This is a genomic window from Armatimonadota bacterium, from assembly GCA_035527535.1.
Lineage (GTDB): Bacteria > Armatimonadota > Hebobacteria.
Window position 1 is genome coordinate 1 of sequence record DATLAK010000127.1, and the last position, 23,386, is coordinate 23,386.

Below are 23,386 nucleotides of genomic sequence, written 5' to 3' on the forward strand. Positions count from 1 at the left end.
TCCGTCGCGCCCGGAATCGGCCGCGGGCGCCCGGGGCCGGCCTGTCGGTTGACCCCAAGCTGCCGCTGCTGCGCCGTCCCTTCGGGTTTCATCGCTTCTGCGGCCCCGACTATGCGCCCGAGCGATTGCGCGAGCCGGCACCCTTTCCCCCTGGCTTGCTGAGCATTATCGAGCCCGGGCGGGGGGCGACCTTCGATGTGCTGTTCAAGGTCGTCGGGCGCGGCACCCGACGACTGGCGGAGATGCGCCCCGGCGAGAAGCTGCCCGTGCGCGCGCCCCTGGGGCGGCCGATCGAGATCCGGCCCGACCTCGACACCGCGGTGCTGGTCGCGGGCGGCATGGGCGCAGGGCCGTTGCTCGCGCTGGCGCAAGAGCTGCGCCGCCAGGGGCGACCCGTGCACGTGGTGTTAGGCGCGCCGACCGCGGCAAGCGCCCCGGTCGCCGCCGACGAATTCGCAGCGTTGGGATGCAGTGCGACCCTGGTCACCGAGCACGAGCACGGCCTGGTGGTCACGCAGCACTTGGAGCAAGCCCTGGCCCGCCTGACGGAGGGCGTGACCGAGGTCTTCGCTTGCGGCCCGGCGGGGATGCTGCGCGAGGTCGCTCGGATCGCGTCACCGGCCTTGCCCGTGCAGGTGCTGATGGAGCAGCGCATGGCCTGCGGCATGGGCGTGTGCCGCGGCTGCGTGGTGAGGATGCGCTCGAGGCGGGACGAGCCGGTCTATCGCACCGTCTGCCGCGAAGGGCCGGCTTTCCGCGCCGAGGAAATCTCATGGGAGGAGCTGCCGGCGACGGTGGGGTAGGGGAGAGCCACGCCGCGCCCTGCCGACGGTCGCCGCCGACATGACACAAGGCGAGCCCCAATCGAGTCCTGCTGGTCTCGGCGTAACCCTGGCCGGGATGCGGTTGCGCACCCCGCTGGTCGTCGCCTCGGGCGTGTGGGGTTACGGCGAGGAGCACGCGCGCTCGCCGCAGATGCGTCACCTCGGGGCGTTTGTGCTCAAGACCACGACCCTGCGGCCGCGCGCCGGCAACCCCCCCGGCTCGCGCACGGTCGAGACGCCCGCCGGGCTGGTAAACTCCATCGGCCTCGAAAACCCGGGGATCGAGGTCTTTCTCTCCGACAAGCTGCCGCGCGCGCGGGAGCTGGGCCTGCCGCTTATCGCCAGCATCGCCGGCGAGACCACCGACGAATTCGCCGAGCTCGCCGCTCGCCTCGGCGAGGCGGAGGGCATCGCCGCCCTCGAGCTCAACATATCGTGCCCCAACGTCGAGCGCCACGGCATGGCATTCGGCGCCGACGCACAGACCGCGGCGGCGGTGGTGGCGGCGTGCCGCGCGCGCTGGCAGCGTCCGCTCATCGCCAAGCTCACCCCCAATGTCACCGATATCGCGGAGGTCGCCCGCGCGTGTGAGGCCGCCGGGGCCGATATCATCGCCCTGGTCAACACTTTCACCGCCATGTGCATTGACATACGGACGCGGCGGCCGCGGCTGGGCGCCAATTTCGGGGGGCTATCCGGGCCGGCCATCCGCCCGGCGGCGGTGCTGCGGGTATATCGCGTGGCGCAGGCGGTGCGGGCGCCCATCATCGGCATGGGCGGGGTGTGGGACGCCGAGGACGCGCTGGAGTTCATCATCGCCGGCGCGACGGCGGTGGGCCTTGGCACCTGTCTGCTGGCCGACCCCGAGAAGCCCCAGGAAATCGCCCAGGGGATGCGCAACTTCCTGCGCGGGGAGAATGGCGCGTCCATCCGGGGTCTGGTCGGCTTGGTGCGGCTTAATCCGTGACAGCCCTGATGCATCGGGGCACTGGCTACATCGCGTGCCTGTACGCCAGGTCCACCTGGTAGGTGGCCGGCGCGCCGGCGGCGCCGCCGGGGGCATCACCGTGGGTGAGGGTGCCTTTGAGGATCAGGTAGTGCCCCTCGCCCGCCTCACGCGCGTATTCCAGGCCATAGGTGGCGGTGCGATAGCGACCGCCCGGGGCGAGCATATCGTCGAGCACGATCACCGTCTCCAGCCGCTCGCGCTGTGACAGGCGACCGCGCAAACCCAGCATGCTGCTGCGCAGGGACTTGACTTCAGCGAGGCTGTCCTCCGTGACGTAACGCGCCAACGCAGCGAACTTGCCGCCGAAACGATGCCCGACCTCGATCAGCTTGCGATCTACCGCCAAGACCTTCTGCTTGTCGTCGGTCAGCGGGTTCTGCTGGAAAGACAGCCGCGCGTAGGTGCGCCCGCCGAGCATGGTCTGATAGCCGACAGCCGACGCGATCAGCTTGTCGCCGGCGATGGCTTGGCGCTCCATGTAGCACAGGCTCAATCCGCCGTCGCCGAACGACACCCACGTCGGCAGCTTGCGGTAGCCGTACTTGACGTTGTCGTCGAACAGCCCGGTATCCGCCGCCTTCGCCCAGTCGGCTAGCGGGCGGCCTAACTTGAGGTTGAGGCTGCCGAAGCGCCAATCGGTGGCGGCGCCGTCATCCACTTCGAGCGTCTGCACGCCGCCGACAAAGGTGAGCCGGTTCCCCCCGACTCCTCCCCGCAGCGCGAACGTGCGCGCGGCCTGGGCGCCGCCCGGTTTCAGGTCATGCTCGCGGGTGAACCTCCCCAGTGCGCCGAAGCCGCCGCCCAGGTCGAAACCCCCTTCGTAGAGGTCGAGGCGCGCTTCGCGCATGACCAGTTTGCTGTCCTGCTTCAGCATCGGGTTGACGTGCGAGGTCAGCTTGAGGTACCCGCGCCCGCCAATCATGGTCTGGTAAGCGAGGCTGCGGGTCGCCGCCTGGTTCGGGTCCTCGCCGGAGCGGCCAATCAAGCTCAGCGCGACCGCGCCGTCGCCCAGAGACGCCCATTCCGGGGTGGAGCGTAAGCCATAGACACCCGCGCCGGGCACGGGATCGGCGGCGGTCAGGGCCCGGGCCCAGGCAGTCAACGGGCGCCCGAGCTTGATCTGCAGGTGGCCGAAGGTGGTCGCGAGATCGGGCTGCGCCGTCCCCTGTTGGACGCTGACGCCCGTGGCGAGGGTGAGTGGTCCGGGGTTCAGCTGGAGCTTGAGGCCGTGGTCGAGCTTCGTCTCCATCCCCTTGTCGGTCTCGCGTGCATAGTCAGCGGTGAGGCTGGCATAAGGCGCCAGCCGGCTGGAGAATCCCAACCGAGTGCGGACGAAGTCATGATCCGCCTGTGGCCCCTGCTGCTGCAGCGACTCGTAGCCGGCGCTGAACTGCGCCAGCGGGCTGGGAGCGACCGTCAGGCCAAGCTGGTAGAGCGTGTCCGCCTGCAGGTTGCCCTGACCCTGGGCCTGCTGCTTGTAGAGGCCCTTGAGCGTGGTCTTGGTGCGCCCCGCGCCGACGATCGATTTCAGGGCAAGTTGGGTCGTCGCTTCGGTCTTGCCGTCCCCGTAGCCGCGGTCCATCCAATCGCCCACCAGGCTCAGCCGCGCGCCTGGCGCGTGTTCGAAATGAACCTGGGTGGTATCGGTGTCGGTGGGGCTGCCGCCCGACGCCAGCGACGTCAGGTTGCGCACCACGCTCGCGCGGGTGCCGCCGCCGAAGTCGTGGCGCAGCGCGTACTCCCGCACCTGTTTGTCGGTCACCTCCAGACGCCCGCCGCGGTCCCACTCCTCGCGCGCCTGGTCGAGCTTGAAGTCCACCCGCGTCCGCGCGCTGAGCTGATAGACCGCCTCCCCCTTGGTGATGTCGCGCGTCAGCCCCTGCTCTTTGTCGCCGTCGCGCTGGTTGACCTTCTGGCTGTGGCTGTAGTTGAGCTGCAGCGCGTCCGACGCGCGATAGCGGGCCTGCAGTTGCAGGTCGCGCATCCCGCGCACCGCTGCCAGCCCGTCCGCCCCCGAGCGGTCGCCGACGAAGCTGACGGCGCCCGCGCCCGGCGCGCGGAACTCCGGATCCACGTCGGTGTACGACCCCGCCAACTCCAGCCCGCCGGTGGCGTACGACAGATGCTCCTGGAGCGCTCGGGCGCGGCCCATCAGGTCGCCCGCGCCGGTGCCGCGCAGGGGCATGAGCGCCGACGCCGACCAGCCGAATGGATCCCCTTCGGGCTGCGCCCCGAACACGCTGGCGGGGCGGTTGAAGTAGGCACCCCCCGACAGGCGCGATGCCGCGCTCAGCGACAGGTCCATCTGGCCGCCGAAGACGCTCCACGCGCTGTCGCGGGTCGGCGCAAGCGGATCCGGATGCTCATCTACCACAGTCAGTGGCAGGAGGTAGCCGGATGACGGCCCCGAGTCCGCGGGGACGGTTAACGCTTGGGCGTGCCGGCCGGTGCCCAAGAGGAGTGTCACCACCAGGAGCGCGAAGGCGAGCCCCGGCTCTCCCCGGCGCGCGGCCCAATTGTGAATGCGCGCATGCATCAGCGTCGTGTCGGTGCCTTACTCAGTTGGGCGCCGTCAGAACCCCCAGTGTCGGATAGGTCCGGATGAGAAGCGATCGCGTTCGTGGCGCGGTCGCAGCGTTAGCGGTTCGGTCCGATGCTGATCGAGGAGCGCCTGGCGCACCTCGGACAGCGGACTGCGGTCAAGTGTCACCATTGCCGCCTGCGAGCTCTCGGTTGAGCCCTCGACGTGTGCCTGAGGCTGAGTGTCCACCGGCGGCTCTACATCGGCTGCCGCCAAGTGAGACACAGGCGTCGCCGCCGCAGTCAGCACGGTGGACGCGACAGCCACAGACGGCGGCGAAGTCTCAGGCGCCGCACTCAGCCGGGGGCGAGCGGCCGTGATCATTGCATCTATGCCCCGGCGAGTGGCGATCACCGTTCGCTTAACGGCGAGCCGCGCGCGCCGCGCCGCAGCCGGCGCCTGGGCGCTGGTCGCGCCTGCCCTGGAGCTGGTTACGACTGGGGTCTCTTCGACGCCGGTCGGAGCCGGCTTCGATAGCGCAGTGGCCGCCGCCTGCTCGCCCGCCCGCGCGGGCCGTTGGGCCAGTGCCGCGGGCTGCCGCACTACGACGGGAGCGCGGATCGCCAGCATCACCGCCGCCGCCGCGCCCGCCGCCGCAAGCGCTCCGATGGCGCCCTTGAGTACCGGCCGGAAACGGAGCGGATGCGATCGCCGGGCCGCTTCGGCCTGCACGCGCGGGTGAATCCACGGGGGCGCGTCAACTTCATTCAGACCGCGTATGAACGCGATGCTCGCCTCCAGGGTCGCGATCTCGCGCTCGCACACTCGACATCCCGCCAAGTGGGCGTCCATGCCGTCCGCCAGCTCGGGCGCGAGCCGCCCGTGGGCATGGTCGTCGAGCAAGTCTCGAGCCCGGACACAAGTGGCAATCGGTGCCGCCGCCGGCTCTCCGGCACCGCGCGCGACACGAGCGCGCAGGTCGGGAGGCGGAGGCACCTCGACCAGCGATCCCACCAGCCGCACGGTTCGCCCGAGTTGGTTCAGCTCACGGCGGCAGCCGCTGCATGTAGCGAGGTGCTGCTCGACCAGGGAAGCGAACTCCTGCGGGAGATCCCCCTCCATCAGGCCCTGCAGGTTCTCGCGAAATTGTGCGCAGTCCATCACGGCCCCTTCACGGTTACCTGTCTCATCTTGGTTTGACACTCGAGGGCACGAGAAGTTGTGCGCAAATGTCGCCATAGCCCCTCAGCAGGGGGCACCATTAGATCGCGCCTCCGGAGCCGTGCCGCGCCAGGCAGCGGGTTCATTCACGTATGCTACATGGTGGCATCGGTAGTGTCAAGACTTGTGGCATCGGCACGCTTTACACCTCATGCGCGTCATGGTATGTTATCCGCAGTCGCCGCGGCGTCCGCGTCCCGCTGCTGCGCCGCTTGATCGTGCGAGCGGCAATGTGATATATTTCACAAGGTGTGTCGGTGTCGTGTGGGTCGCCGGTGCTGGCCCGACCGGGTTCTGAGCGAATAACCAGGAAGCCGAGGCGTGATGCCCTCCAACGAAGGTGACGGTGACCGGCGCCGATACTACCCTGTGCTGCTCGATCTCGACGGGCGGCGGTGTGTGGTGGTGGGCGGCGGGGAGGTGGCAGAGCGCAAGGTCAGGTCGCTGGTCGAGTGCGGGGCCGAGACCCTGGTGATCGCGCCTGAGGTGACGGAGGCGATTGGCGACTTGGCGCGGCAGGGGCTGGTCAAACTCTTGCGAAAGCCCTATGAGCAGGGCGACCTGGCCGGGGCATGGATCGTGATCGCCGCCGCGCCTCCCGCGGTCAATGCCGCGGTGGCGGCGGAGGCGCGGCGCGGGCGCATTTCGGTGAACGTGGTAGATGATCCGCGGCGCTGCGATTTCATCGTGCCCGCGTTGGTGCGCCGCGGCCCGCTGTTGGTAGCGATTTCGAGCGGCGGCACGAGCCCGGCGCTGTCGCGGCGGCTGCGCGAGCTGATCGAGGCCCAGGTGGGCGCGGAGTACGGCGAGTTGGCGGACCTGCTGGGGCGGCTGCGGCCGGAGGTGCTGGCGAGCGGGGACGAGCACCGGCGCCGGCACATATGGGAGGCAATTCTGGATTCGCGCACCCTTGAGTTGCTGCGCGAAGGCCGGCGCGAGGAAGCCGAACTGGAGGCGCGACGTTGCATATCCTGTGCACAGGATTGAACCATCACAGCGCGCCCGTCGAAGTGCGGGAGCGCTTGACCTTCTCCGGCGGGCGGTTGGCGCAGGCGCTCGGTGACATCTGCGGACTGCCGGGGGTGGAGCAAGCGGCGCTGCTGTCCACCTGCAACCGCACGGAGATCTATGCGGCCTCCGCCGGCGACGCCAGCGGGTTCGTGCGCGCGTGGCTGACCGTGCGCTCGGGGCTGGAGGCCGACGTCTTGTGGCCGCACATCTACGAGCATTCGGGGCGGGACGCGGTGGCGCACCTATGCTGCGTGGCGGCGGGCATTGACTCGCAGGTGATCGGGGAATCGGAGATCCTGGGCCAGGTGAAAGCGGCCGCCGATGCCGCGCGCGAGGCCGCGGCGCTGGGGCCGGAACTGGACAAGCTGTTCGCGGCGGCGGTCAGGGCCGGCAAGCGCGCGCGCAGCGAAACCGCCATCAGCCGCGGCGCGTTTTCCATCGGCCGCTGCGCCGTTGATACCGCCAATCGCGTCCTCGGCCCTCTCGACGGGCGCGCCATCCTCATTCTGGGCGCCGGCAAGATGGCCGAGAGCACCGTCCGCCGCCTGCGCGCGCAGGGGGCGGACGCCATCCTGGTGGCCAATCGCACCTATAGTCGCGCCCAGGAGTTAGCGCGCGAGCTCGGCGGACGAGCGCTGCGATACGACCAGCTCGCGCAGGGCCTGCAGGAGGCCGACATCGTCATCAGCTCGACCTCCGCGCCTCACTTCGTTCTGCTCCCGGAGCACGTGTCGGAGGCCATGCAGGCCCGCGGCGGTCGCGAGCTGTGCTTGGTTGACATCGCCGTGCCGCGGGACATAGACCCCCAGGTGCGGGAGATCCCGGGTGTCCATCTGTTCGACATAGACGACCTGGGCGGGGGCGTCGAGGCGGCCGCCGCGGGCCGTGTCGGCGAGGTCGAGGCCGCCGGCCACATCGCCGCCGAGGCCGCCGACAAGTTCTGCCACTGGCTGGCCGCGCGCGGGGCGGCGCCCTTGCTGGCGGCGCTGCGCGCGCACTTCGAGCAGGCGCGCCGGCAGCAGCTCGAGAAGTTCGCGCCCAAGCTGCAGCGTCTATCGCTCGCCGACCGCAAGTGGGTGGAGCAGATGACGCGCTCTCTGGTCAAGCGCTTGCTGCACGAGCCGACGGTCAAACTCAAGCAGGAGCTGGCGCAGGGCAACGGCAAGTCGGCGGATGCCCTGGTGCGCATGTACGACCTGGAGGCACGCGCGGACGAGGTCGAGCGTTGCACGCGATGATGCGCCTCGGCACCCGGGGCAGCAAGCTGGCGCTTGCACAGTCGCGGCGCGTGGCGGAGGCGCTCGGTCGTCTCGGCGCGGAGGTCACTTTGGCGACCATCACCACCAGCGGCGATCGCGCGGTGATGACGCCCCCCGCCCCCAACGCGACCGGCCTCTTTGTCAAGGAGCTGGAAACCGCCCTGCGGGAACGACGCATTGACCTGGCGGTGCACAGCCTCAAGGACCTGACCACGGTGCTGCCGCCGGGGCTGATCCTGGGCGCGGTGCTGCCGCGCGATTCAGCCTTGGACGCCCTGGTCTGCCGCGAGCGCGGGAGGCGGTTGGATGACCTTCCCCGGCGGGCGCGGGTGGGAACCTCGAGCCCGCGGCGGCGCGCGCAGCTTCTACACTACCGATCGGACTTGCAGGTATCGCCCCTGCGCGGCAATGTTGACACCCGCCTGCGCCGGCTTGACGGCGGCGCATTCGACGCTATCGTCCTGGCGCGCGCAGGGCTGACCCGGCTCGGTTTGGAGCAGGCGCAGCCGTGGGACATCCCGCCCGAGATCTGCCTGCCGGCCCCCGGCCAGGGCGCCCTGGTGGTAGAGATTCGCGACGACGACGCGCCGACGGCGATGCTGGTGGCGGCGCTCGATGACCCGCCGACGCGCGCATGCGTGACCGCCGAGCGGCGGTTCCTGCAAGCCTTGGGGGGCGGTTGCCACGCGGCGGTGGGAGCGCTGGCGCGCAGCGAAGGAGACATGATTCTGCTGACCGGGGCAGTGGCGAGCCCCGACGGCCGCGAGCTGCTGCGCGCCTCGACCCAGGGCGCGCTCACCGCTGCGGTGGAGCTGGGGGAGAGTCTAGCACGCGAGCTGCAGGGGCGCGGCGCGGACGCGCTGATCGAGGCGGCGGCATGAGCATGGGGAAAGTGATTCTCGTGGGCGCCGGTCCGGGTGACCTCGGCCTGATGACGGTGCGCGGTTTGGAGGTGCTGCGCGCCGCCGATGTCGTGGTATATGATCGCCTGGCCAACCCGGCGCTGCTCGGCGAGGTTCGCAAGGACGCCAGGCTCATCTACGCCGGCAAGGGGCCGGGCGGGATGAAGCAGGCGCAAATCAACGCCGCGTTGGTGGAGCAGGCGCAGGCGGGCCATGTCGTATGCCGGCTAAAGGGGGGCGACCCGTTCCTCTTCGGCCGGGGCGGCGAAGAGGCATCATATCTCGTCGCCCACGGCGTGCCTTTCGAGGTCGTGCCGGGGATCACTTCGGCGATCGCGGTGCCGGCCTATGCGGGGATTCCGGTGACCGATCGACGGCTCGCCTCCACCGTCGCCATGGCCTCGGGGCATCCAGCCGAGGACGGCGATGGCAGCACCCCGCGCTGGCGTGAGCTCAATGGCGCGGACACGCTGGTGGTATTGATGGGGATTGGCGCGCTGCCCGAGGTCACCGGCGAGCTGCTCGCCGCCGGGCGCGACCCCGAGCAGCCCGCCGCCGTCATCGAACGAGGCACGACGCCGCGGCAGCGGATCATCGTCGGGAAACTGCGCACCATCGCCGGCGATGCCGAGGCGGCGGGAGTCAGGCCCCCTGCCATCCTGGTGGTCGGGCGAGTGGTCGGGCTGCGCGAAACGCTGTCATGGGTGGAGCGCAAACCGCTGTGGGGGCTGCGGGTGCTGGTCACGCGGCCCGCGGAGCAGGCCCGACCGTTGTCGGCCGCGCTGCGCGATGCCGGCGCCGAAGCCATCGAGTTCCCATGCATCGAGACGCGCCCGCTGCCCCCGGACGCACGAGCCCCAACGGCGCTTCAGCGGGCGTACGAGTGGATGCTGTTCGTCTCCGCCAACGGCGCCGACGCCGCGGCAGCGGCCCTGCGCGCCGCCGGGAGGGATTCGCGCGCCTTTCCCGCGGGAAGAATAGGGGCAGTCGGCGCCGCCACCGCCGCAGCCGTCGAGGCGGTAGGACTGCGCGTGGACTTCACCCCGTCGCGCTACACCGTCGCCGCATTGGCGGCGGAGTTGCCGGGCGAATTGGCGGGCAAGGCGGTGCTGCTGCCGGGGCGCGCGGAGGTGAACCCCCGCCTGCGCGACGGGCTGACTGGGCGCGGTGCCGAGATCGTCATGTGGCCGGTGTATGAGACCGTCATCCCGCGGCCAACCGTGCCCCTGGCTGACGTCGTTGGCTGCGGCGTTGACGTGGTGACGCTGACCAGTCCCTCCGCGGCCGGGGGATTCGTGGAGCTGGGGGGCAAGGAGGCCGCGCCCGATGCGGTTGTCGCTTGCATCGGCCCCCCGACGGCGGAGGCGGCGCGCCAGGCCGGGCTCGAGGTCGCTGTCGTGGCCGAAGAGCATACGGCGGATGGTCTAGTGGCAGCTATGATCAAGCACGCGAAAGGCAAGAAGCCATGATTGGATTCACCCGCCTCATGTGCAACATGGGGACGGTATCGGCGGAGATCTCTTACGCCGAGGATGCGGAGGCCAAGGCCGCGCACGAGGTGCGGGAGCTGCATTTCTCGTCGGACCTGCGGCCGCTAGTGGTATGGAACGTGACCCGGCGGTGCAACCTCCGTTGCTCGCACTGCTACCTAGATGCGACGAGCGCGGCGGCCGCGGGCGAGCTCACCACCGCGGAAGCGCGGGCGATGATCGCCGACCTGGCGGAGATGGGGGCGCCGGTGCTGCTTTTCTCCGGCGGCGAGCCCTTGCTGCGCGACGACATCTTCGAGCTAGCGCCCTATGCCGCCGCCAAGGGCGTGCGCCCGGTGCTCTCCACCAACGGCGTGCTCATCACCGACGAGGTGGCGCAGCGCATCCGCGCGGCGGGATTCCAGTACGCTGGGATTTCCATAGACGGCACCGAGGAACATCACGACCGCTTCCGCGGCGCCCCGGGCGCCTGGCGCCGCTCCTGGGAGGGCCTGGAACGCTGCCTCAAGCATGGCGTCCGCGGCGGCGTGCGCTTCACCCTTACCCGCGACAACGCCGACCAGTTGCCGGCGGTGCTGGAGGAAACCGTGCGCCGGGGCGTCCCGCGCTTCTGCATGTACCACTTGGTCTACGCCGGCCGCGGCGCCGCCATGGCCGCCCAGGACGTGCCGGTCTCGAAGAAGCGCGCCGTCGTCGAGTGGTTGGCGGACCGCGCCCGCGAGTTGGGGGAGCGCGGCGTCGAGCTGGAGATTCTGACCACTGACAACCACGCCGACGGCATCTACCTGTGGCAGCGCATCGCCGCCGCCGGCGGCGACGGCGACGAGGTGATGGACCTGCTGCGCCGCCACGGCGGCTGCTCGGCCGGTCGCAAGTTCGCCAACGTCGGCCCCACCGGCGACGTGCATCCCTGCCAGTTCTGGACCCATGTGTCGCTGGGCAATATCCGCCAGCGGCGGTTCTCGGAGATCTGGAACGATGACAGCAGCCTCATCGGTCAACTGCGGGCGCGCGACACCCTGCTCGGCGGCAAGTGCGGACGCTGCCGCTTCCAGGAGGTCTGCGGCGGCTGCCGCGTGCGGGCGCAGGCGATCACCGGCGACGTGTGGGCGCAGGACCCGGCGTGTTACCTGAGCGAAGAAGAGACCGCGCGATGAGACGGCCGCGCCCGAGCAAAATGAGGAGGCCCCATGCCTTATCCCAGTGAGCGAATGCGGAGACTGCGCACTTCAGAGGCGATGCGGCGGCTGGTCGCCGAGACCACCCTCGACCCCGCGCAGTTCATCTACCCGTTGTTCGTCGTACACGGGCGCGGGGTCAAGGAGCGCATCGCCACCATGCCGGGGAACTACCGCTGGTCGGTGGAGCTGGTGACGGGGGAGGCGCGGCGCCTCGCGCGCCTGGGGATCGGGGGGCTGCTGCTGTTCGGCCTCCCGGCCGGCAAGGACGACGCCGGCTCCGAAGCCTATGCCGACGACGGTATCGTCCAGCAGGCGGTGCGCGCCATCAAGGACACCGCGCCGGAGCTGCTGGTGTGCACCGACGTCTGCCTGTGCGAATACACTACCCACGGCCACTGCGGCCTGGTGGACGACCAGGGCCGCGTGCGCAATGACCCCACGCTGGAGCTGCTCGCCCGCACCGCCGTCAGCCATGCCCGCGCGGGCGCTGACATCGTCGCCCCCTCCGACATGATGGATGGCCGGGTGGGGGCGATCCGCGACGCGCTGGATGACGCGGGGTTCGAGGACACCGCCATCATGTCCTACTCGGCGAAATACGCCTCCGCGTTCTACGGGCCCTTCCGCGAGGCGGCCGATTCGGCGCCCCAGTTCGGCGACCGCCGTGGGTATCAGATGGACCCCCGCGCCTCGCGCCAGGCGCTGCGGGAGGTGGAGCAGGACCTCGAGCAGGGCGCGGACATCGTCATGGTCAAACCGGCGCTGGCCTACCTCGACATCATCAGCCTCGTGCGCGATACCTACGACGCGCCGGTGGCGGCGTACAACGTAAGCGGGGAGTACGCGATGGTGCGCGCGGCGGCGGCCCGCAAGTGGGTGGATCGCCGGGCGGTGACGATGGAGATCCTCACTTCGATCAAGCGCGCGGGCGCGGACATCATCATCACCTACCACGCGCCGGAGGCAGCGAGGTGGCTGCGCGCATGACCCTGGACCTGACCGACAAGGCGATGCTGCTACGGCTGCAGGCCGGCTTCCCGCTGCACCCGCGGCCGTATCGAATGTTGGGCGACGCGTTGGGCCTGACCGAGCAGGAAACCATGCAGCGCGTGCAGCGCCTCAAGGAAGAGGGTTATATCCGCGCCGTGCGCGCAACCTTCGACGTCGAACGCATGGGCGCGGTCAGCACCCTGGTTGCGTGCAGCGTGGAGCCGCAGCGGATCGAGGAAGTCGCTTCCGCCCTCAACCGGCACCCGGAGATCACCCACAACTACGAGCGCGCACACCGCTACAACCTGTGGTTCACCATCATCGCCGAGTCGCGCGCCCGGATTGATGAGATCCTCCAGGAAACGCGGGAACTGGAAGGCGTGACCGCGGTGGCGGAGCTGCCGACGACACGCCGGTTCAAGATTTCGGCCATCTTCGATGCCAGGCAACGATGACGAGCGCACCGCGCGCCTGCGCCAGGCGGCGCAGGACGACTTGCCGGTGGCGCCGGAGCCCTTCAAGGCGCTCGCCGCGCGGCATGACGTGGGGGAGCAGGAGTTGCTTGATGCCCTGCGCGAGTGGCTGCGCAGCGGGATCATGCGGCGCTACGGCGCCCTGGTCAGTCATCGCCAGCTCGGCTTCGCCTACAACGCAATGGTAGTGTGGCACGTGCCGCCGGAGCGGGTCGAAGAGATTGGGCGCCGGTTCGCCGAGGATCCCGATATCACGCACTGCTATGAACGTCCCCCGGCGCCGGAGTTCCCCTACAACCTCTACACCATGATCCACACCCGTACCGAGGAGGAATGCCGTCATAAGATCGCCCACCTGTCCGGCGTCCTCGATTTGCCCGCCTGCCAGGTGCTGGTTTCGACGCGCGAATTCAAGAAATCGAGCCCCAACTACGGCGGCGCTCCGGGCGACCAACCGCGGGTGGGGGAGGAGGACGAGGAGGATGCGTGAGCGGCGGCGGAGCGCGGAGCTTTTCGCCCGCGCCCGGCGGGTCATCCCTGGCGGGGTCAACAGTCCGGTGCGCTCGTTCGCGGCAGTGGGGGGCGAGCCGATATTCTTCGCGCGCGGGGCGGGCTCGCGCATTTACGATGTTGACGACAACGACTACCTCGATTGCGTGTGCTCCTGGGGGCCGCTGATCTTGGGTCATGCCCACCCCCGGGTGGTGGAACGCATCGAGCAGGTGATGCGCGACGGCACCAGCTTCGGCGCCTGCGTCGAGGCGGAGGTGGAGTTGGCGGAGTTGCTGGTGCGCGCGGTTCCGGGTCTGCAGATGGTGCGCCTCGTCAGCTCCGGCACCGAGGCGGTGATGAGCGCCGTCCGCCTGGCGCGCGCCTACACCGGACGCCAGGATATCGTCAAGTTCGAGGGCTGCTACCACGGTCACAGCGACGGCCTGCTCGCCCGTGCCGGGTCTGGCGTGGCCACCCTGGGGCTGCCCGACAGCCCCGGCGTGCCGGCGGACTGCACCGCCCATACTCTCCTCGCGCCCTACAATGACCTTGACGCGGTGCGCGGCCTGGCACAGCGCCACGGCGACGCGATCGCCGCCGTCATCGTCGAGCCGGTGGCGGGCAACATGGGGGTGGTGCCGCCGCGCGAGGGCTTTCTCGCCGGCCTGCGCCAGGTGGCGAGCGACATCGGCGCGCTGCTCGTCTTCGACGAAATCATCACCGGGTTCCGGGTGGGCTGGGGCGGCGCGCAGGAGCGGTTTGGCGTGACCCCCGACTTGACCACCTTGGGCAAGATCATCGGCGGCGGCTTCCCCGTGGGCGCCTATGGGGGCCGGCGCGAGATCTTGGAGATGGTGGCGCCCGCGGGGCCGGTGTACCAGGCGGGGACGCTGTCGGGCAACCCGGTGGCGGTTGCCGCCGGCCTGGAAACCCTGCGCGTGCTGGAGCAAGCGGGAACCTACGAGGGGCTGGAGCGCGCGGGCGAGTCGCTGGAGGCGGCGCTGGCGGAGGCTGCTTCCGCGGCGGGCGTGCAGGTGAGCATCAATCGCGTGGGCTCCATGCTCACGCTCTTTTTCGCCGCCGAGCGCCCGTGGGACTACGCCTCGGCCAAGACCGCCGATGCCGCGCGCTACGGTGCGTTCTTCCGGGCGATGCTGGAGCGCGGCGTGTACCTGCCGCCATCGCAGTTCGAGGCGGTGTTCGTTTCCACCGCCCACCGCGCCGAGGACCTCCAGGCCATCGGCGAAGCGGCCCGCGGCGCACTCGCTGAACTCGGCGGCAACGGGTGAGCGATCCCCCTCGCCGCGCCGCGGCGCCGTATTGACAGCGGCCGCGTCACGTGGGACGATAGGGTTCGCGAGCGTTGTCAGTGGAGGATGGGTGGCGATGATCCAGAGGAAGGACAAGTACGCTAAGGGTTCGTGGGTCACTTACCGGCCCGAGATCAAGGTCTTGGACTGCACCCTCCGCGACGGGGGGCTGATCAACGACCACTACTTCGAGGACGGACTCGTCAAGGCGGTGTATGATACATGCGTTGCCGCCGGCGTTGATTATGCGGAGCTGGGCTACAAGGCCTCGAAGCGGATTTTCGCCCCCGACAAGTTCGGCGCCTGGAAGTACTGCGATGAAGACGCCATTCGCCGCATCGTCGGCGACAATCCGACTTCGCTGCGGCTGTCGGTGATGGCGGACGCCGAGCGCACCGACTACCACGAGGATATCGCGCCGAAGGAAGACAGCATCATTGACTGCGTCCGCGTCGCCACCTACATCCATCAGATCCCGACGGCGATGGACATGATCGAGGATGCCCACCAAAAAGGCTATGAGACCACGCTCAACCTGATGGCGGTGTCAGTGGTGCATGACGCGGACCTCGGCGAGGCGCTGGAGCTCGCGGCTCGCAGCCCGGTTGACGCGATCTACCTGGTGGACAGCTTCGGCGCGCTTTACTCCGAGCAGGTGCGGGCGCTGACCCTGGCCTTGCTGGAAGCGGTGGAAGGAACCGGCAAGGAAATCGGCATTCACATGCACAACAACCAGCAGCTCGCCTACGCCAACACCCTGGAGGGGCTGATCGTCGGCGCCAATCGGCTCGATGCGACGATCAACGGCATGGGGCGCGGCGCGGGTAACTGTCCACTCGAGCTGCTGATCGCATTCCTCAAGAACCCCAAGTTCCGGCTGCGCCCGGTGCTCGAGTGCATCCAGAACCACCTGCTGCCGCTGGGCGAGAAGATGGAATGGGGTTACCGTATCCCCTACATGCTCACGGGCATGCTCAACCAGCATCCGCGCGCGGCGATCAACATGCGCAGCGGCGACGCCCCCGAGGACTACGTCGCCTTCTACGACCAGTTGTTCGAAAAAGAATGACCCCGGGGCGGAGCCGCCGCTGACGGCGCAAGCGAATGCGTGCGGCACCGCCGCGCGGCGACAGACGTGTGGTCTTGGGCGTGCGCGCGCACGGCGAATTCCGCATTCCGCGCATTCCGGGGACACACGACTTGATTATTCACACGGACCGCTGATAGTAGTACAAGTGCGCCATGCTCCGCATCGCCCGTATCGTCGCGCCAGGGGTGGCGCATCACGTCACTCAGCGCGGCAAACCGGGGCCGAGGGGCCGAGGAAGAAGGATGATGCCAAGGGCGCGGCGGCAATCGAGATACTGGCGGGCTGCAACACGAGTGGTTGCGGTCGTTTGCGTGACGGCGCTGGGGATATGGCTGTTTTCCCCAGAACTGTGGTGGATCATCCTGCCTGCGCCGTGGGGACTGGTGGTCTACCTCTTGTGGCACCTCCTCTTGCTGGTGGTCGTCTTGTCGTGGTTGATCGGCTATATGGCTGACAGGAAACGGCGGCGACAACCAGCGTGCTGGAAGCCGGGGCATTCTGGGGACATACGACCTGATTAGAGAAGAGCTGCCTGCTGGTTAGGAAATTATGGTGTGTGTCCACGGAATTCGCCCACGACTTGATTATGGAGACCCGCCCGGAATTAAGGTGTGTGTCCCCGTAATTGCCGGGACACGCGCCTCGTCGGTGGGTCCGCTTTCGAGGTGATTTCGAATGAACATTGCGTCCCGGATCCCATGTACATAATCGTCTAACCGCGATGTGCCGATGACGCCGGGCAAGCCTGGCGGGAGGGGAACACATGAAACGCCGAAGAGCGGTGTTGGCTATCGTGGCCCTGTGTGCTATCGTGCTGGTTGGCGCTGGTATCGTCGTGCTAACGGGTACCGTGTCTGTCGCGCTAAGGTGGACCAAGCTGGGGCGGGGTATTCACTTCGTGACGATCATCGGTCAGCCCAAGGGCAACGTATCGCCGTTGGGCTCCCGCATGGAGGTGGTTGAGGAATGGGTTTCCTCGAATCCTCTGCGATGGAGAGCTCAAATCACGGGATGGCTCGAACCGGAGCCTACGGGCCCCCCGTGGGAACGCGTCTTCGTGTTCAACGGAGATGAAGTGCTGCTGTTGGTGGAGCAGACGAAGGAGTACTACGTCATCGATCCCTCGGTCACAGCCCGGATACGCGGAGCACAGCGGCCCTTCCTGCCCCAAGACCTCTTCCTGCCGTCAGTCGAACCTCACACCACCCCCCGGGGCAAGGGACGCGCAATCGAGCTTAATGGGGAATACTATGCCTCAGTAATAGTGGAACGGGATGTGGTACTTCCGGCGCACCTGTTCACAGTGCCTCGGGGGTACAAGCGAGGTGGAATTGTACAAACGGCGCAAGAATTGATCGACGCCATGGCTCTGGGATGGCCCCACACGCTAGCTGCGCCGGAGGTTTCTCTGCCACTGCCGAACTTGCCTGACCTGGAAAAGATCGTCAAAGGGAATCCTCGGAATGCGACCGCACATGACATGCTCGCGATCGCCCTTTGGGTGAAAGGGGACCTCAAGGGCGCAGAGCAGGAATTCGCGCGGGCCGCAAGACTTAATCCCTCGTCCCCGTATCCGCACAACGCCTTGGCTGCAATGTACGAGTCGCACGGAGAGAAGTCCCGGGCCATAGCCGAATTGGAAATATCTGTCGCGCTGAATCCGAAGGAGCCGTTCGCTTGGGAGAATCTCGCTCGTCTGTACAAGGAGGCAGGGCAAGCGCAGAAGGCGGCCACAGCCTCTGCCAGGGCACATGCGTTGCGTCACTGACGAACGGGAGTGTACCTGTCACGTAGCTTTGGGACACGGGTGGGAGGCGAGAAAAGCCCTGGACTGAGGCCCTCGCCTGGGTGACGGGACGGGAAATCCGTAGCTGCTGAGCGTCGGGATACCGGTTGAGGCGAGTCATCGAAGCCCGCCGCCGCCGCGGACGGAGGTGAAGGGTCTCACCAAGGCGCGTTTGGGGGTCAGCCGACGAGCAAAACAACCACACGCGTGGGCTAAGCAGAAAGCCGGTAGGCGGTAACGCGCGAGTCAGCGAAGACGCGTCGCTCGATGTTGAGCGGCAGCGTCTTCGCGGTTTTCGGCGGCTTCCTCCATTGCTCGCCACGGTGGATCAGCGCCGGCGGCGCGCCGCCCCTCGCCCAGCATCAGCGCGCTGATGTAATGGCGAAACGTCTCAAAGCTCGGCTTGGTGAAACAAGGAGCAAAGCTTGCCAGCATCGAAGTCACGACCTCGGACAGGACGAGGAGCTGTGACGGTTAGGCCCGTACTGGCGGGCCGCCATGGCGGCTCCGACACATCGAAGCTTAGCCACATGGGCGGTGACCTCGTCGGCTATGGATTTCTCCAACGCATATCCCTTTGCCGAACGAAGCCATCAGCCCTCTCACTCTAGTCGCGCTCTGCCCCTTTAGGCCTACCTGCCAGGGAGAATAGCTGAACTATAGGCTAGCGGCCCTTTCCAGTGGGTGGCCCGGGCTCAATCCTCGCGTTGCAGCACTTGCTCCAGGGCATCCACCATTCCCGGGTCGTAGTGGGTTCCGGCATGGCGCCTCAGCTCGCTGATCGCCTGTGCCTGGTCCAGGGCCGGCCGCTCAGCGGTGGCATTGGTCAGGTTGTCGTAGGCGTTGGCGACCGCCACCAAGCGGGCGAGCGGAGGTATGTCGTCCCCCTTCAGCTCCTCGGGATAGCCGCTGCCGTCCAGGTGCTCGTGGTGGTAGAGGACGATGTCCGTCGCCGGCGCGAGGAACTCCACCGGCTCCAGGATGCTCTTGCCGATCAGCGGGTGCAAGCGGGTGAGCACCTGGTCCTGAGCTGACAGCGCGACCGCGCTGTTGAGGGCGTGCTCAGCGACACCGATCTTGCCGACGTCGTGCAAGATGCCTCCGAACCTGATGGTGTCCAGGTCGGCGACGGGGAGCCGCAACTGGCCCCCCATGCGCATGGCGTACTCGGTCACGCGCTCGGAGTGGCCCAGGGTATAGGGGTCCTTGGCCTCGATCGCGCGCGCAAGGGCGCGCACGGTGTGCCAGTAGCTGCCGCGGACGTCGTCGTAGAGCCGCGCGTTCTCGATCGCCACCGCCGCCTGGTCGGCAAAGGCCTCCAGCAGGCGGATATCGCGGCGGCGGAATCGGGTGGGCTCCGCGGTATATATGCACAGCACGCCGAAGGGCCGATCGCGCATGATGACGGGAACGCATGCCAGTGACTTGATCCCCTCGCTCTGGGCGTAGTCGCGCCACTCGGGCACTACGCAGGTGGCGCTGTCCCTGACCAGGGTCGGCTTGCGCAGAGAGACCGCTTGCGACACCTGCTCATCGGTGAGGCTCATCAACGGCTTGCCCAGCGGGTCGTGCTCGAAGCCGCGGCTGGCCTCGAAAACCAGGTGACGGTGATCCGGCGTCAGCAGCGAGATCGCCGCCGCCTTGGCGCCGGTGAGATCCACCGCCTTGTCAACGATGGTTTGGAAAACCTCCGGCAGGCCGTGCGAGGCGTTGACCGCGCGGCTGACCGAGAGCAAGCTCGAGAGCTCCTGCGCCCGGACTTGGAACTGCGCCGACAGCCGCGCCGCCAGGATCGCCAGCGCGTAGAAGAAACACAAACGGACGAATATCCCCACCAGGGGTTCAACCGGCTCAACCCGCAGCACCAGCGGCGGGAAGATGGAGAAGATTGCAGCGGCGATAGCGGTGACCATGCCTGCTACGTCGCCGAGGAAGATGGCGGCCACCAGGATGGGAACATAGTAGAAGTGCATCATGCTGCCGGCGGTGTCGGCGTCGAGATACACGATCCAGGTGACGAATGGTAAGCTGGCAGCGATGCCCAGGATCAGAACCAGACGCCAGTTACGGGCCAGTTGCACGGCTGCTCCTCGCGATCCGCCCGCGGCGCACCGATGCTGTCGCGACGCAAACGGCAAGGTGCCCGTTACTTCACGGACACCTCATAGCTTATTCCCAGGTGGCGCAGGAATTATTCCACCAAGAACGGAAACCGCCGCCGCAGACGCTCCGCTCTCACGGCCCGCGCGGCGGATCTCACGGCCGGCCGGTCGCGGCGAGGTGGTCCAGATCATCTGAGGGCGCCGCCGGCGGTTAGTCCTCGAAGACATCGTATTCCACCGCGCCCTGGCAGTGAGCGGGGGGCGCAATCCCCAGGGCGTGGCAGAGGGTCGGCACGAAGTCAATCAGCCGCGCCGGGCCCAGGCGGTTGGGGTCGCGCCGGTAGCCGCGCTTGATGCCGCGTCCGGTCATAATCCAGGTGGCCAGGTTGCCGCTGAGAGCGGTCTCGGCGGTCGGGAGCTGGGGACCGTGGTTCGCTCCTGGCGGCGCCGCGGAGATCGCAGTGCGCTCGGCCGGCTGCCCCCACGCGAAGCCCGGGTTGTAGATGAAGACCACATCCCCCGTCCGCGCGCTCCAGTAACCGACGAGCGCCGCGTCCCGGTGCTTCAGCGCCAGCGCCACTGCGCGCCGTCCGTTGTCGGCGCGCCAGTCGTAGAGCGCGTCAATCACCTGCTCCTGCACGCGCTCGTAATGCTCCGGCGCAACCACGCCGTGCGGCGCGCGACCACGCAGGTTGACGTTCACCTGAAACATGCCGTGGGGATAGGCCAAGGTCTTCGTCCAATCAATCGGGGCATCATCCGCGGGGCCGATGCGGCGCAGCAGCCCTGCCTCCTGCAGCCGACGTTCCAGGTGACAGACGTAGCGGTTGCTGGCGTTGCCGTGGTCCGACACCACCGCGACCAGGGTGTCGGGCCCGGCCAGAGCACGCAGACCGCCCACCAGCCGGTCGCACAGCTCATAGGCGCGCCGGAGCACACCCAGGCACGCGGATGCGCGATCCGGGGCGTAGTGCGGCGAATCGGGATCCGCCCGGCTCAGGAACTTGTGCATCACCGTGTCGGGAAAATGCCAGTGGTTGTAGAACAAGTCCCAGCCCACCGTCTCCAGCAGATGCGCCGCCGCCCGCGCGTGCCAGTCAACCTGATACTCCATTTCTTCGTACACCGACTCTCGGTAGGAGTCGGCATCCGCGGACTGAGTCATCGCCGCGTGCTCGAAATAGGGCCCCACCGCCTGCACCAACTCGCTCGCCAGGGCGGCGGGCTCGGTGAAACCGGTGGTGGGATAGACCGCGGAACGCAGCAGTCGCAGGCGCTTGCCGTCCGGGCTCAGCTCCAGCAGCTTGAAGCGCAGCGACGCCGGCTGCGCTCCGGACCTCCCCGGGAACTCGCGAATCAGCCACCCGCTCCACTCGCCCACGCCCATCTCCGCCGCCGGCGCGGCGTTCTCATCCCCGTCGTAGATCAGGACGCGTTCGTATCCGGCCGCGCCGCGCCGTGCCACCAGCCGCAAGACCAAGCCGTCGCTCGGTGCTATCTCCCCCTCGACCGCGTCCGCGCCATCCTCCACCGCGCCTACGGCCGCGGCACTTCGCGGTCCCGCCTCCGCCACCGGCAGCAACGCCGCCAGCGAGCCCGCCGTCGGCGCTGGCCGACCGCCAGCGGGTTCCGGGGTCAGCGGCGTCATCTGCGGCTTGTCCACACCCCAGCCGTACTCGCAGCCCGCCACCAGGTCGAGCGACATCAGGCCCGCCGGCAGCGGCGCCACGACCATCCCGCGCTCCAGCCGCGAAGGTGACGAGCCGGGATAGGCGATCGCCAGCGAGGTCAGCCCCTGGCGCTCGGCCGCCTCCCAGATGGTTTCCGCGGTGATGGCACGCGAGTCGAAAGTGGACATCGGCGTCCGCCCCGGGGGATCAGTGGGCGCCAGGTCGAACCAGTTGCCCGCGCCGTGAGTGCCGGGCCAGGCGCCGGTGGCCAGGGTCGCCCAGTTGGTGGGCGTGTAGGCGGGGATGCAGGACATCGCCGGCAGCGCCGCGCCGCGCTGCATGACATCGGCGATGTGAGGCAGGCATCCCTCGGCGGCGAAGCGTTCGAGCAGCTTCATCGAAACGGAATCAATCCCAATGACGATGGCGCGTGGATGATGCCGTGGCATAAGTTCCTCCCGAATAGGTCCTCTGGATTTAGGTTCGGGCTGTGCTTCCCCGCAACCTCTTCGCGTGGCGAGGCTTGGGCGCGCACCAGGCCATCGCCAGGATGTCGCGATGGGTAACAATGGAGATGGCAGGGAAACGGCGGCGCAACGCGCAATCCGGCCTACGCACGATCGGAGGTCTCACATGCCCAGCCAACGCATCGAGCTGCCGGTGTCCGGCATGACCTGCGCCTCCTGTGTGGCGGCGATCGAGAAAGGTCTCTCCCGGATCGAGGGCGTCGCCGAGGCTTCGGTCAATCTCGCCACGGAGACGGCGACGGTGACCTACGACCCCGAGAAGACGGGGCTCCAACAGGTCGTCGAGACGGTGCGCGATGTGGGTTACGAGGTCGGGGTGGAGACCATCACCCTGCCCATCCAGGGAATGACGTGCGCGTCATGCGTGGCGACCGTGGAAAAGGCCCTCAAGTCGCTCGCCGGGGTGGTGCGCGCCGACGTCAACCTGGCAACGGAGCAGGCGACGGTGGGCTTGCTGCCGATGGTTGTGACCCGCGACCAGCTTGCCCAGGCGGTGCGCGCAGCGGGCTACGACGTCGGCGAAATGCCGGTGGGGACGGAGGCCGAGGACCGCGAGCGCGGGGAACGGCGGGCGCAACTGCGCCAGGTGCGCAGCAGGTTCATCTTCGCCGGCGTCTTGTCGGCGCTCATTCTCATCGGCACCTACCAGGGCTACGTCCCCGGCTTGCGCGCGGTGCCGCGGGCGGTCATGTTCTACGTGCTGTGGGCGCTGGCCACGCCGGTGCAGTTGTGGGCGGGATGGCGGTTCTACCGGGGGGCGTGGGCGGCGCTGCGGCGGCGCAGCACGGACATGGATACGCTGATCGCCGTCGGCACCTCCGCCGCCTACCTTTACAGCGTGGTCGCCACGGTCGCGCCCGGGATTATTATCGCCACCGGGCAGAGCCCGACGGCCTACTACGACACCGCGGCGATCATCATCACCCTCATCCTGCTCGGGCGCTACCTCGAAGCGGGCGCCAGGGGCCGGGCGTCGGAGGCGATTCGGCGCTTGATGGAGCTGCGGCCGCGCACCGCGCGTGTAATCCGCGACCAGCAAGAGGTCGAGATCCCCTCCGACCAGGTGGTCGTGGGCGACGTCGTGGTCGTGCGTCCGGGCGAGAAGCTGCCGGTGGACGGGGTGGTGGTGTGGGGGCAGTCGGCGGTGGACGAGTCCATGATCACCGGTGAGAGCATCCCCGCCGAAAAGGCCGAGGGTGACGAGGTCATCGGCGCGACCATCAATCGCAGCGGCGTTTTCCGCTTCCGCGCCACCAAGGTCGGCAAGGAAACCGCTCTCGCGCAGATCATCGAGCTGGTGCGGCGCGCGCAGGGGTCGAAGGCCCCGGCGCAGCGCCTGGCCGATCGCGTCGCCGCGGTCTTCGTGCCGACGGTCATCGGCATCGCCATCGTTACCTTCGCGGCGTGGCTGGCGTTCGGCCCCGCGCCGGCGTTCACGCGGGCGCTCATCAACTTCGTGGCGGTGCTCATCATCGCTTGCCCGTGCGCGCTCGGGCTGGCGACGCCGACCGCGATCATGGTCGGCACC

At 68.5% G+C, this 23,386-nt stretch carries 18 protein-coding genes; 14 read left to right on the forward strand and 4 right to left on the reverse strand.

Annotation, left to right across the window (positions count from 1 at the left end):
* A partial coding sequence (locus tag VM221_09035; protein ID HUT74957.1) for a hypothetical protein occupies positions 1 to 803 on the forward strand: 803 nt, incomplete at its 5' end.
* A 40-nt stretch (positions 804 to 843) separates the two neighbouring features.
* On the forward strand, positions 844 to 1,791 hold the full coding sequence (locus VM221_09040) for a dihydroorotate dehydrogenase (protein HUT74958.1): 948 nt from the start codon (positions 844 to 846) through the stop codon (positions 1,789 to 1,791).
* A gap of 25 nt (positions 1,792 to 1,816) precedes the next feature.
* Here the strand turns inward: VM221_09040 and VM221_09045 are convergent, their stop codons facing one another.
* Both VM221_09045 and VM221_09050 read right to left on the reverse strand, forming a co-directional pair.
* Positions 1,817 to 4,369, reverse strand: a complete 2,553-nt coding sequence (locus tag VM221_09045; GenBank protein HUT74959.1) for a hypothetical protein — start codon at positions 4,367 to 4,369, stop codon at positions 1,817 to 1,819.
* Between the two features lie 36 nt (positions 4,370 to 4,405).
* On the reverse strand, positions 4,406 to 5,515 hold the full coding sequence (locus tag VM221_09050; protein ID HUT74960.1) for an anti-sigma factor: 1,110 nt from the start codon (positions 5,513 to 5,515) through the stop codon (positions 4,406 to 4,408).
* Between the two features lie 384 nt (positions 5,516 to 5,899).
* Here VM221_09050 and VM221_09055 point away from each other — a divergent pair, with 384 nt between their 5' ends.
* From VM221_09055 to VM221_09105, 11 genes are all read left to right on the forward strand, one after another.
* Positions 5,900 to 6,562: a bifunctional precorrin-2 dehydrogenase/sirohydrochlorin ferrochelatase gene (locus VM221_09055; protein ID HUT74961.1), complete on the forward strand. Its 663-nt coding sequence runs from the start codon at positions 5,900 to 5,902 to the stop codon at positions 6,560 to 6,562.
* A complete protein-coding gene (hemA, locus tag VM221_09060) occupies positions 6,559 to 7,824 on the forward strand; it encodes a glutamyl-tRNA reductase (protein HUT74962.1) in 1,266 nt (421 codons plus the stop codon). Before VM221_09055 ends, hemA begins: the two co-directional genes overlap by 4 nt.
* On the forward strand, positions 7,821 to 8,726 hold the full coding sequence (gene hemC / locus VM221_09065) for a hydroxymethylbilane synthase (GenBank protein HUT74963.1): 906 nt from the start codon (positions 7,821 to 7,823) through the stop codon (positions 8,724 to 8,726). Before hemA ends, hemC begins: the two co-directional genes overlap by 4 nt.
* Positions 8,723 to 10,216: a uroporphyrinogen-III C-methyltransferase gene (gene cobA, locus VM221_09070; GenBank protein HUT74964.1), complete on the forward strand. Its 1,494-nt coding sequence runs from the start codon at positions 8,723 to 8,725 to the stop codon at positions 10,214 to 10,216. The genes hemC and cobA overlap by 4 nt, the downstream gene beginning before the upstream one ends.
* Positions 10,213 to 11,394, forward strand: a complete 1,182-nt coding sequence (locus VM221_09075) for a radical SAM protein (GenBank protein HUT74965.1) — start codon at positions 10,213 to 10,215, stop codon at positions 11,392 to 11,394. The genes cobA and VM221_09075 overlap by 4 nt, the downstream gene beginning before the upstream one ends.
* Before the next feature lie 33 nt (positions 11,395 to 11,427).
* Positions 11,428 to 12,405 (forward strand): porphobilinogen synthase, encoded by a 978-nt coding sequence (gene hemB, locus VM221_09080; GenBank protein ID HUT74966.1) that lies wholly within the window; start codon positions 11,428 to 11,430, stop codon positions 12,403 to 12,405.
* A complete protein-coding gene (locus VM221_09085; protein ID HUT74967.1) occupies positions 12,402 to 12,863 on the forward strand; it encodes an Lrp/AsnC family transcriptional regulator in 462 nt (153 codons plus the stop codon). The genes hemB and VM221_09085 overlap by 4 nt, the downstream gene beginning before the upstream one ends.
* Complete coding sequence (locus tag VM221_09090) at positions 12,847 to 13,371, forward strand: Lrp/AsnC family transcriptional regulator (GenBank protein HUT74968.1); 525 nt, start codon at positions 12,847 to 12,849, stop codon at positions 13,369 to 13,371. Before VM221_09085 ends, VM221_09090 begins: the two co-directional genes overlap by 17 nt.
* On the forward strand, positions 13,364 to 14,662 hold the full coding sequence (hemL, locus tag VM221_09095; protein ID HUT74969.1) for a glutamate-1-semialdehyde 2,1-aminomutase: 1,299 nt from the start codon (positions 13,364 to 13,366) through the stop codon (positions 14,660 to 14,662). The genes VM221_09090 and hemL overlap by 8 nt, the downstream gene beginning before the upstream one ends.
* A gap of 97 nt (positions 14,663 to 14,759) precedes the next feature.
* The gene (locus VM221_09100; protein HUT74970.1) at positions 14,760 to 15,752 is read left to right on the forward strand and encodes an aldolase catalytic domain-containing protein; all 993 of its coding nucleotides are present in this window, start codon (positions 14,760 to 14,762) and stop codon (positions 15,750 to 15,752) included.
* Positions 15,753 to 16,536: 784 nt separating this feature from the next.
* Positions 16,537 to 17,541 (forward strand): tetratricopeptide repeat protein, encoded by a 1,005-nt coding sequence (locus VM221_09105; protein HUT74971.1) that lies wholly within the window; start codon positions 16,537 to 16,539, stop codon positions 17,539 to 17,541.
* A 713-nt stretch (positions 17,542 to 18,254) separates the two neighbouring features.
* On the opposite strand, the gene VM221_09110 is transcribed toward VM221_09105, so the two are convergent.
* Positions 18,255 to 19,640 (reverse strand): HD domain-containing phosphohydrolase, encoded by a 1,386-nt coding sequence (locus VM221_09110; protein HUT74972.1) that lies wholly within the window; start codon positions 19,638 to 19,640, stop codon positions 18,255 to 18,257.
* Between the two features lie 232 nt (positions 19,641 to 19,872).
* Complete coding sequence (locus VM221_09115; protein ID HUT74973.1) at positions 19,873 to 21,780, reverse strand: alkaline phosphatase family protein; 1,908 nt, start codon at positions 21,778 to 21,780, stop codon at positions 19,873 to 19,875.
* 184 nt (positions 21,781 to 21,964) lie between these two features.
* Between VM221_09115 and VM221_09120 the strand changes: the two genes are divergently transcribed.
* The coding region (locus tag VM221_09120) for an HAD-IC family P-type ATPase (GenBank protein HUT74974.1) at positions 21,965 to 23,386 on the forward strand (1,422 nt) is incomplete at its 3' end.

Bases quoted from the DNA above. Each gene is read 5' to 3' on its own strand.
- VM221_09075 (HUT74965.1), top strand. From the start codon at position 10,213: ATGATTGGATTCACCCGCCTCATGTGCAACATGGGGACGGTATCGGCG.
- VM221_09085 (HUT74967.1), top strand. From the start codon at position 12,402: ATGACCCTGGACCTGACCGACAAGGCGATGCTGCTACGGCTGCAGGCC.
- VM221_09090 (HUT74968.1), top strand. From the start codon at position 12,847: ATGCCAGGCAACGATGACGAGCGCACCGCGCGCCTGCGCCAGGCGGCG.
- VM221_09055 (HUT74961.1), top strand. From the start codon at position 5,900: ATGCCCTCCAACGAAGGTGACGGTGACCGGCGCCGATACTACCCTGTG.
- VM221_09100 (HUT74970.1), top strand. From the start codon at position 14,760: ATGATCCAGAGGAAGGACAAGTACGCTAAGGGTTCGTGGGTCACTTAC.
- cobA (HUT74964.1), top strand. From the start codon at position 8,723: ATGAGCATGGGGAAAGTGATTCTCGTGGGCGCCGGTCCGGGTGACCTC.
- hemB (HUT74966.1), top strand. From the start codon at position 11,428: ATGCCTTATCCCAGTGAGCGAATGCGGAGACTGCGCACTTCAGAGGCG.
- VM221_09040 (HUT74958.1), top strand. From the start codon at position 844: ATGACACAAGGCGAGCCCCAATCGAGTCCTGCTGGTCTCGGCGTAACC.
- VM221_09115 (HUT74973.1), bottom strand. From the start codon at position 21,780: ATGCCACGGCATCATCCACGCGCCATCGTCATTGGGATTGATTCCGTT.
- hemC (HUT74963.1), top strand. From the start codon at position 7,821: ATGATGCGCCTCGGCACCCGGGGCAGCAAGCTGGCGCTTGCACAGTCG.
- hemL (HUT74969.1), top strand. From the start codon at position 13,364: ATGCGTGAGCGGCGGCGGAGCGCGGAGCTTTTCGCCCGCGCCCGGCGG.
- VM221_09045 (HUT74959.1), bottom strand. From the start codon at position 4,369: ATGCATGCGCGCATTCACAATTGGGCCGCGCGCCGGGGAGAGCCGGGG.
- VM221_09105 (HUT74971.1), top strand. From the start codon at position 16,537: ATGAAACGCCGAAGAGCGGTGTTGGCTATCGTGGCCCTGTGTGCTATC.
- VM221_09050 (HUT74960.1), bottom strand. From the start codon at position 5,515: ATGGACTGCGCACAATTTCGCGAGAACCTGCAGGGCCTGATGGAGGGG.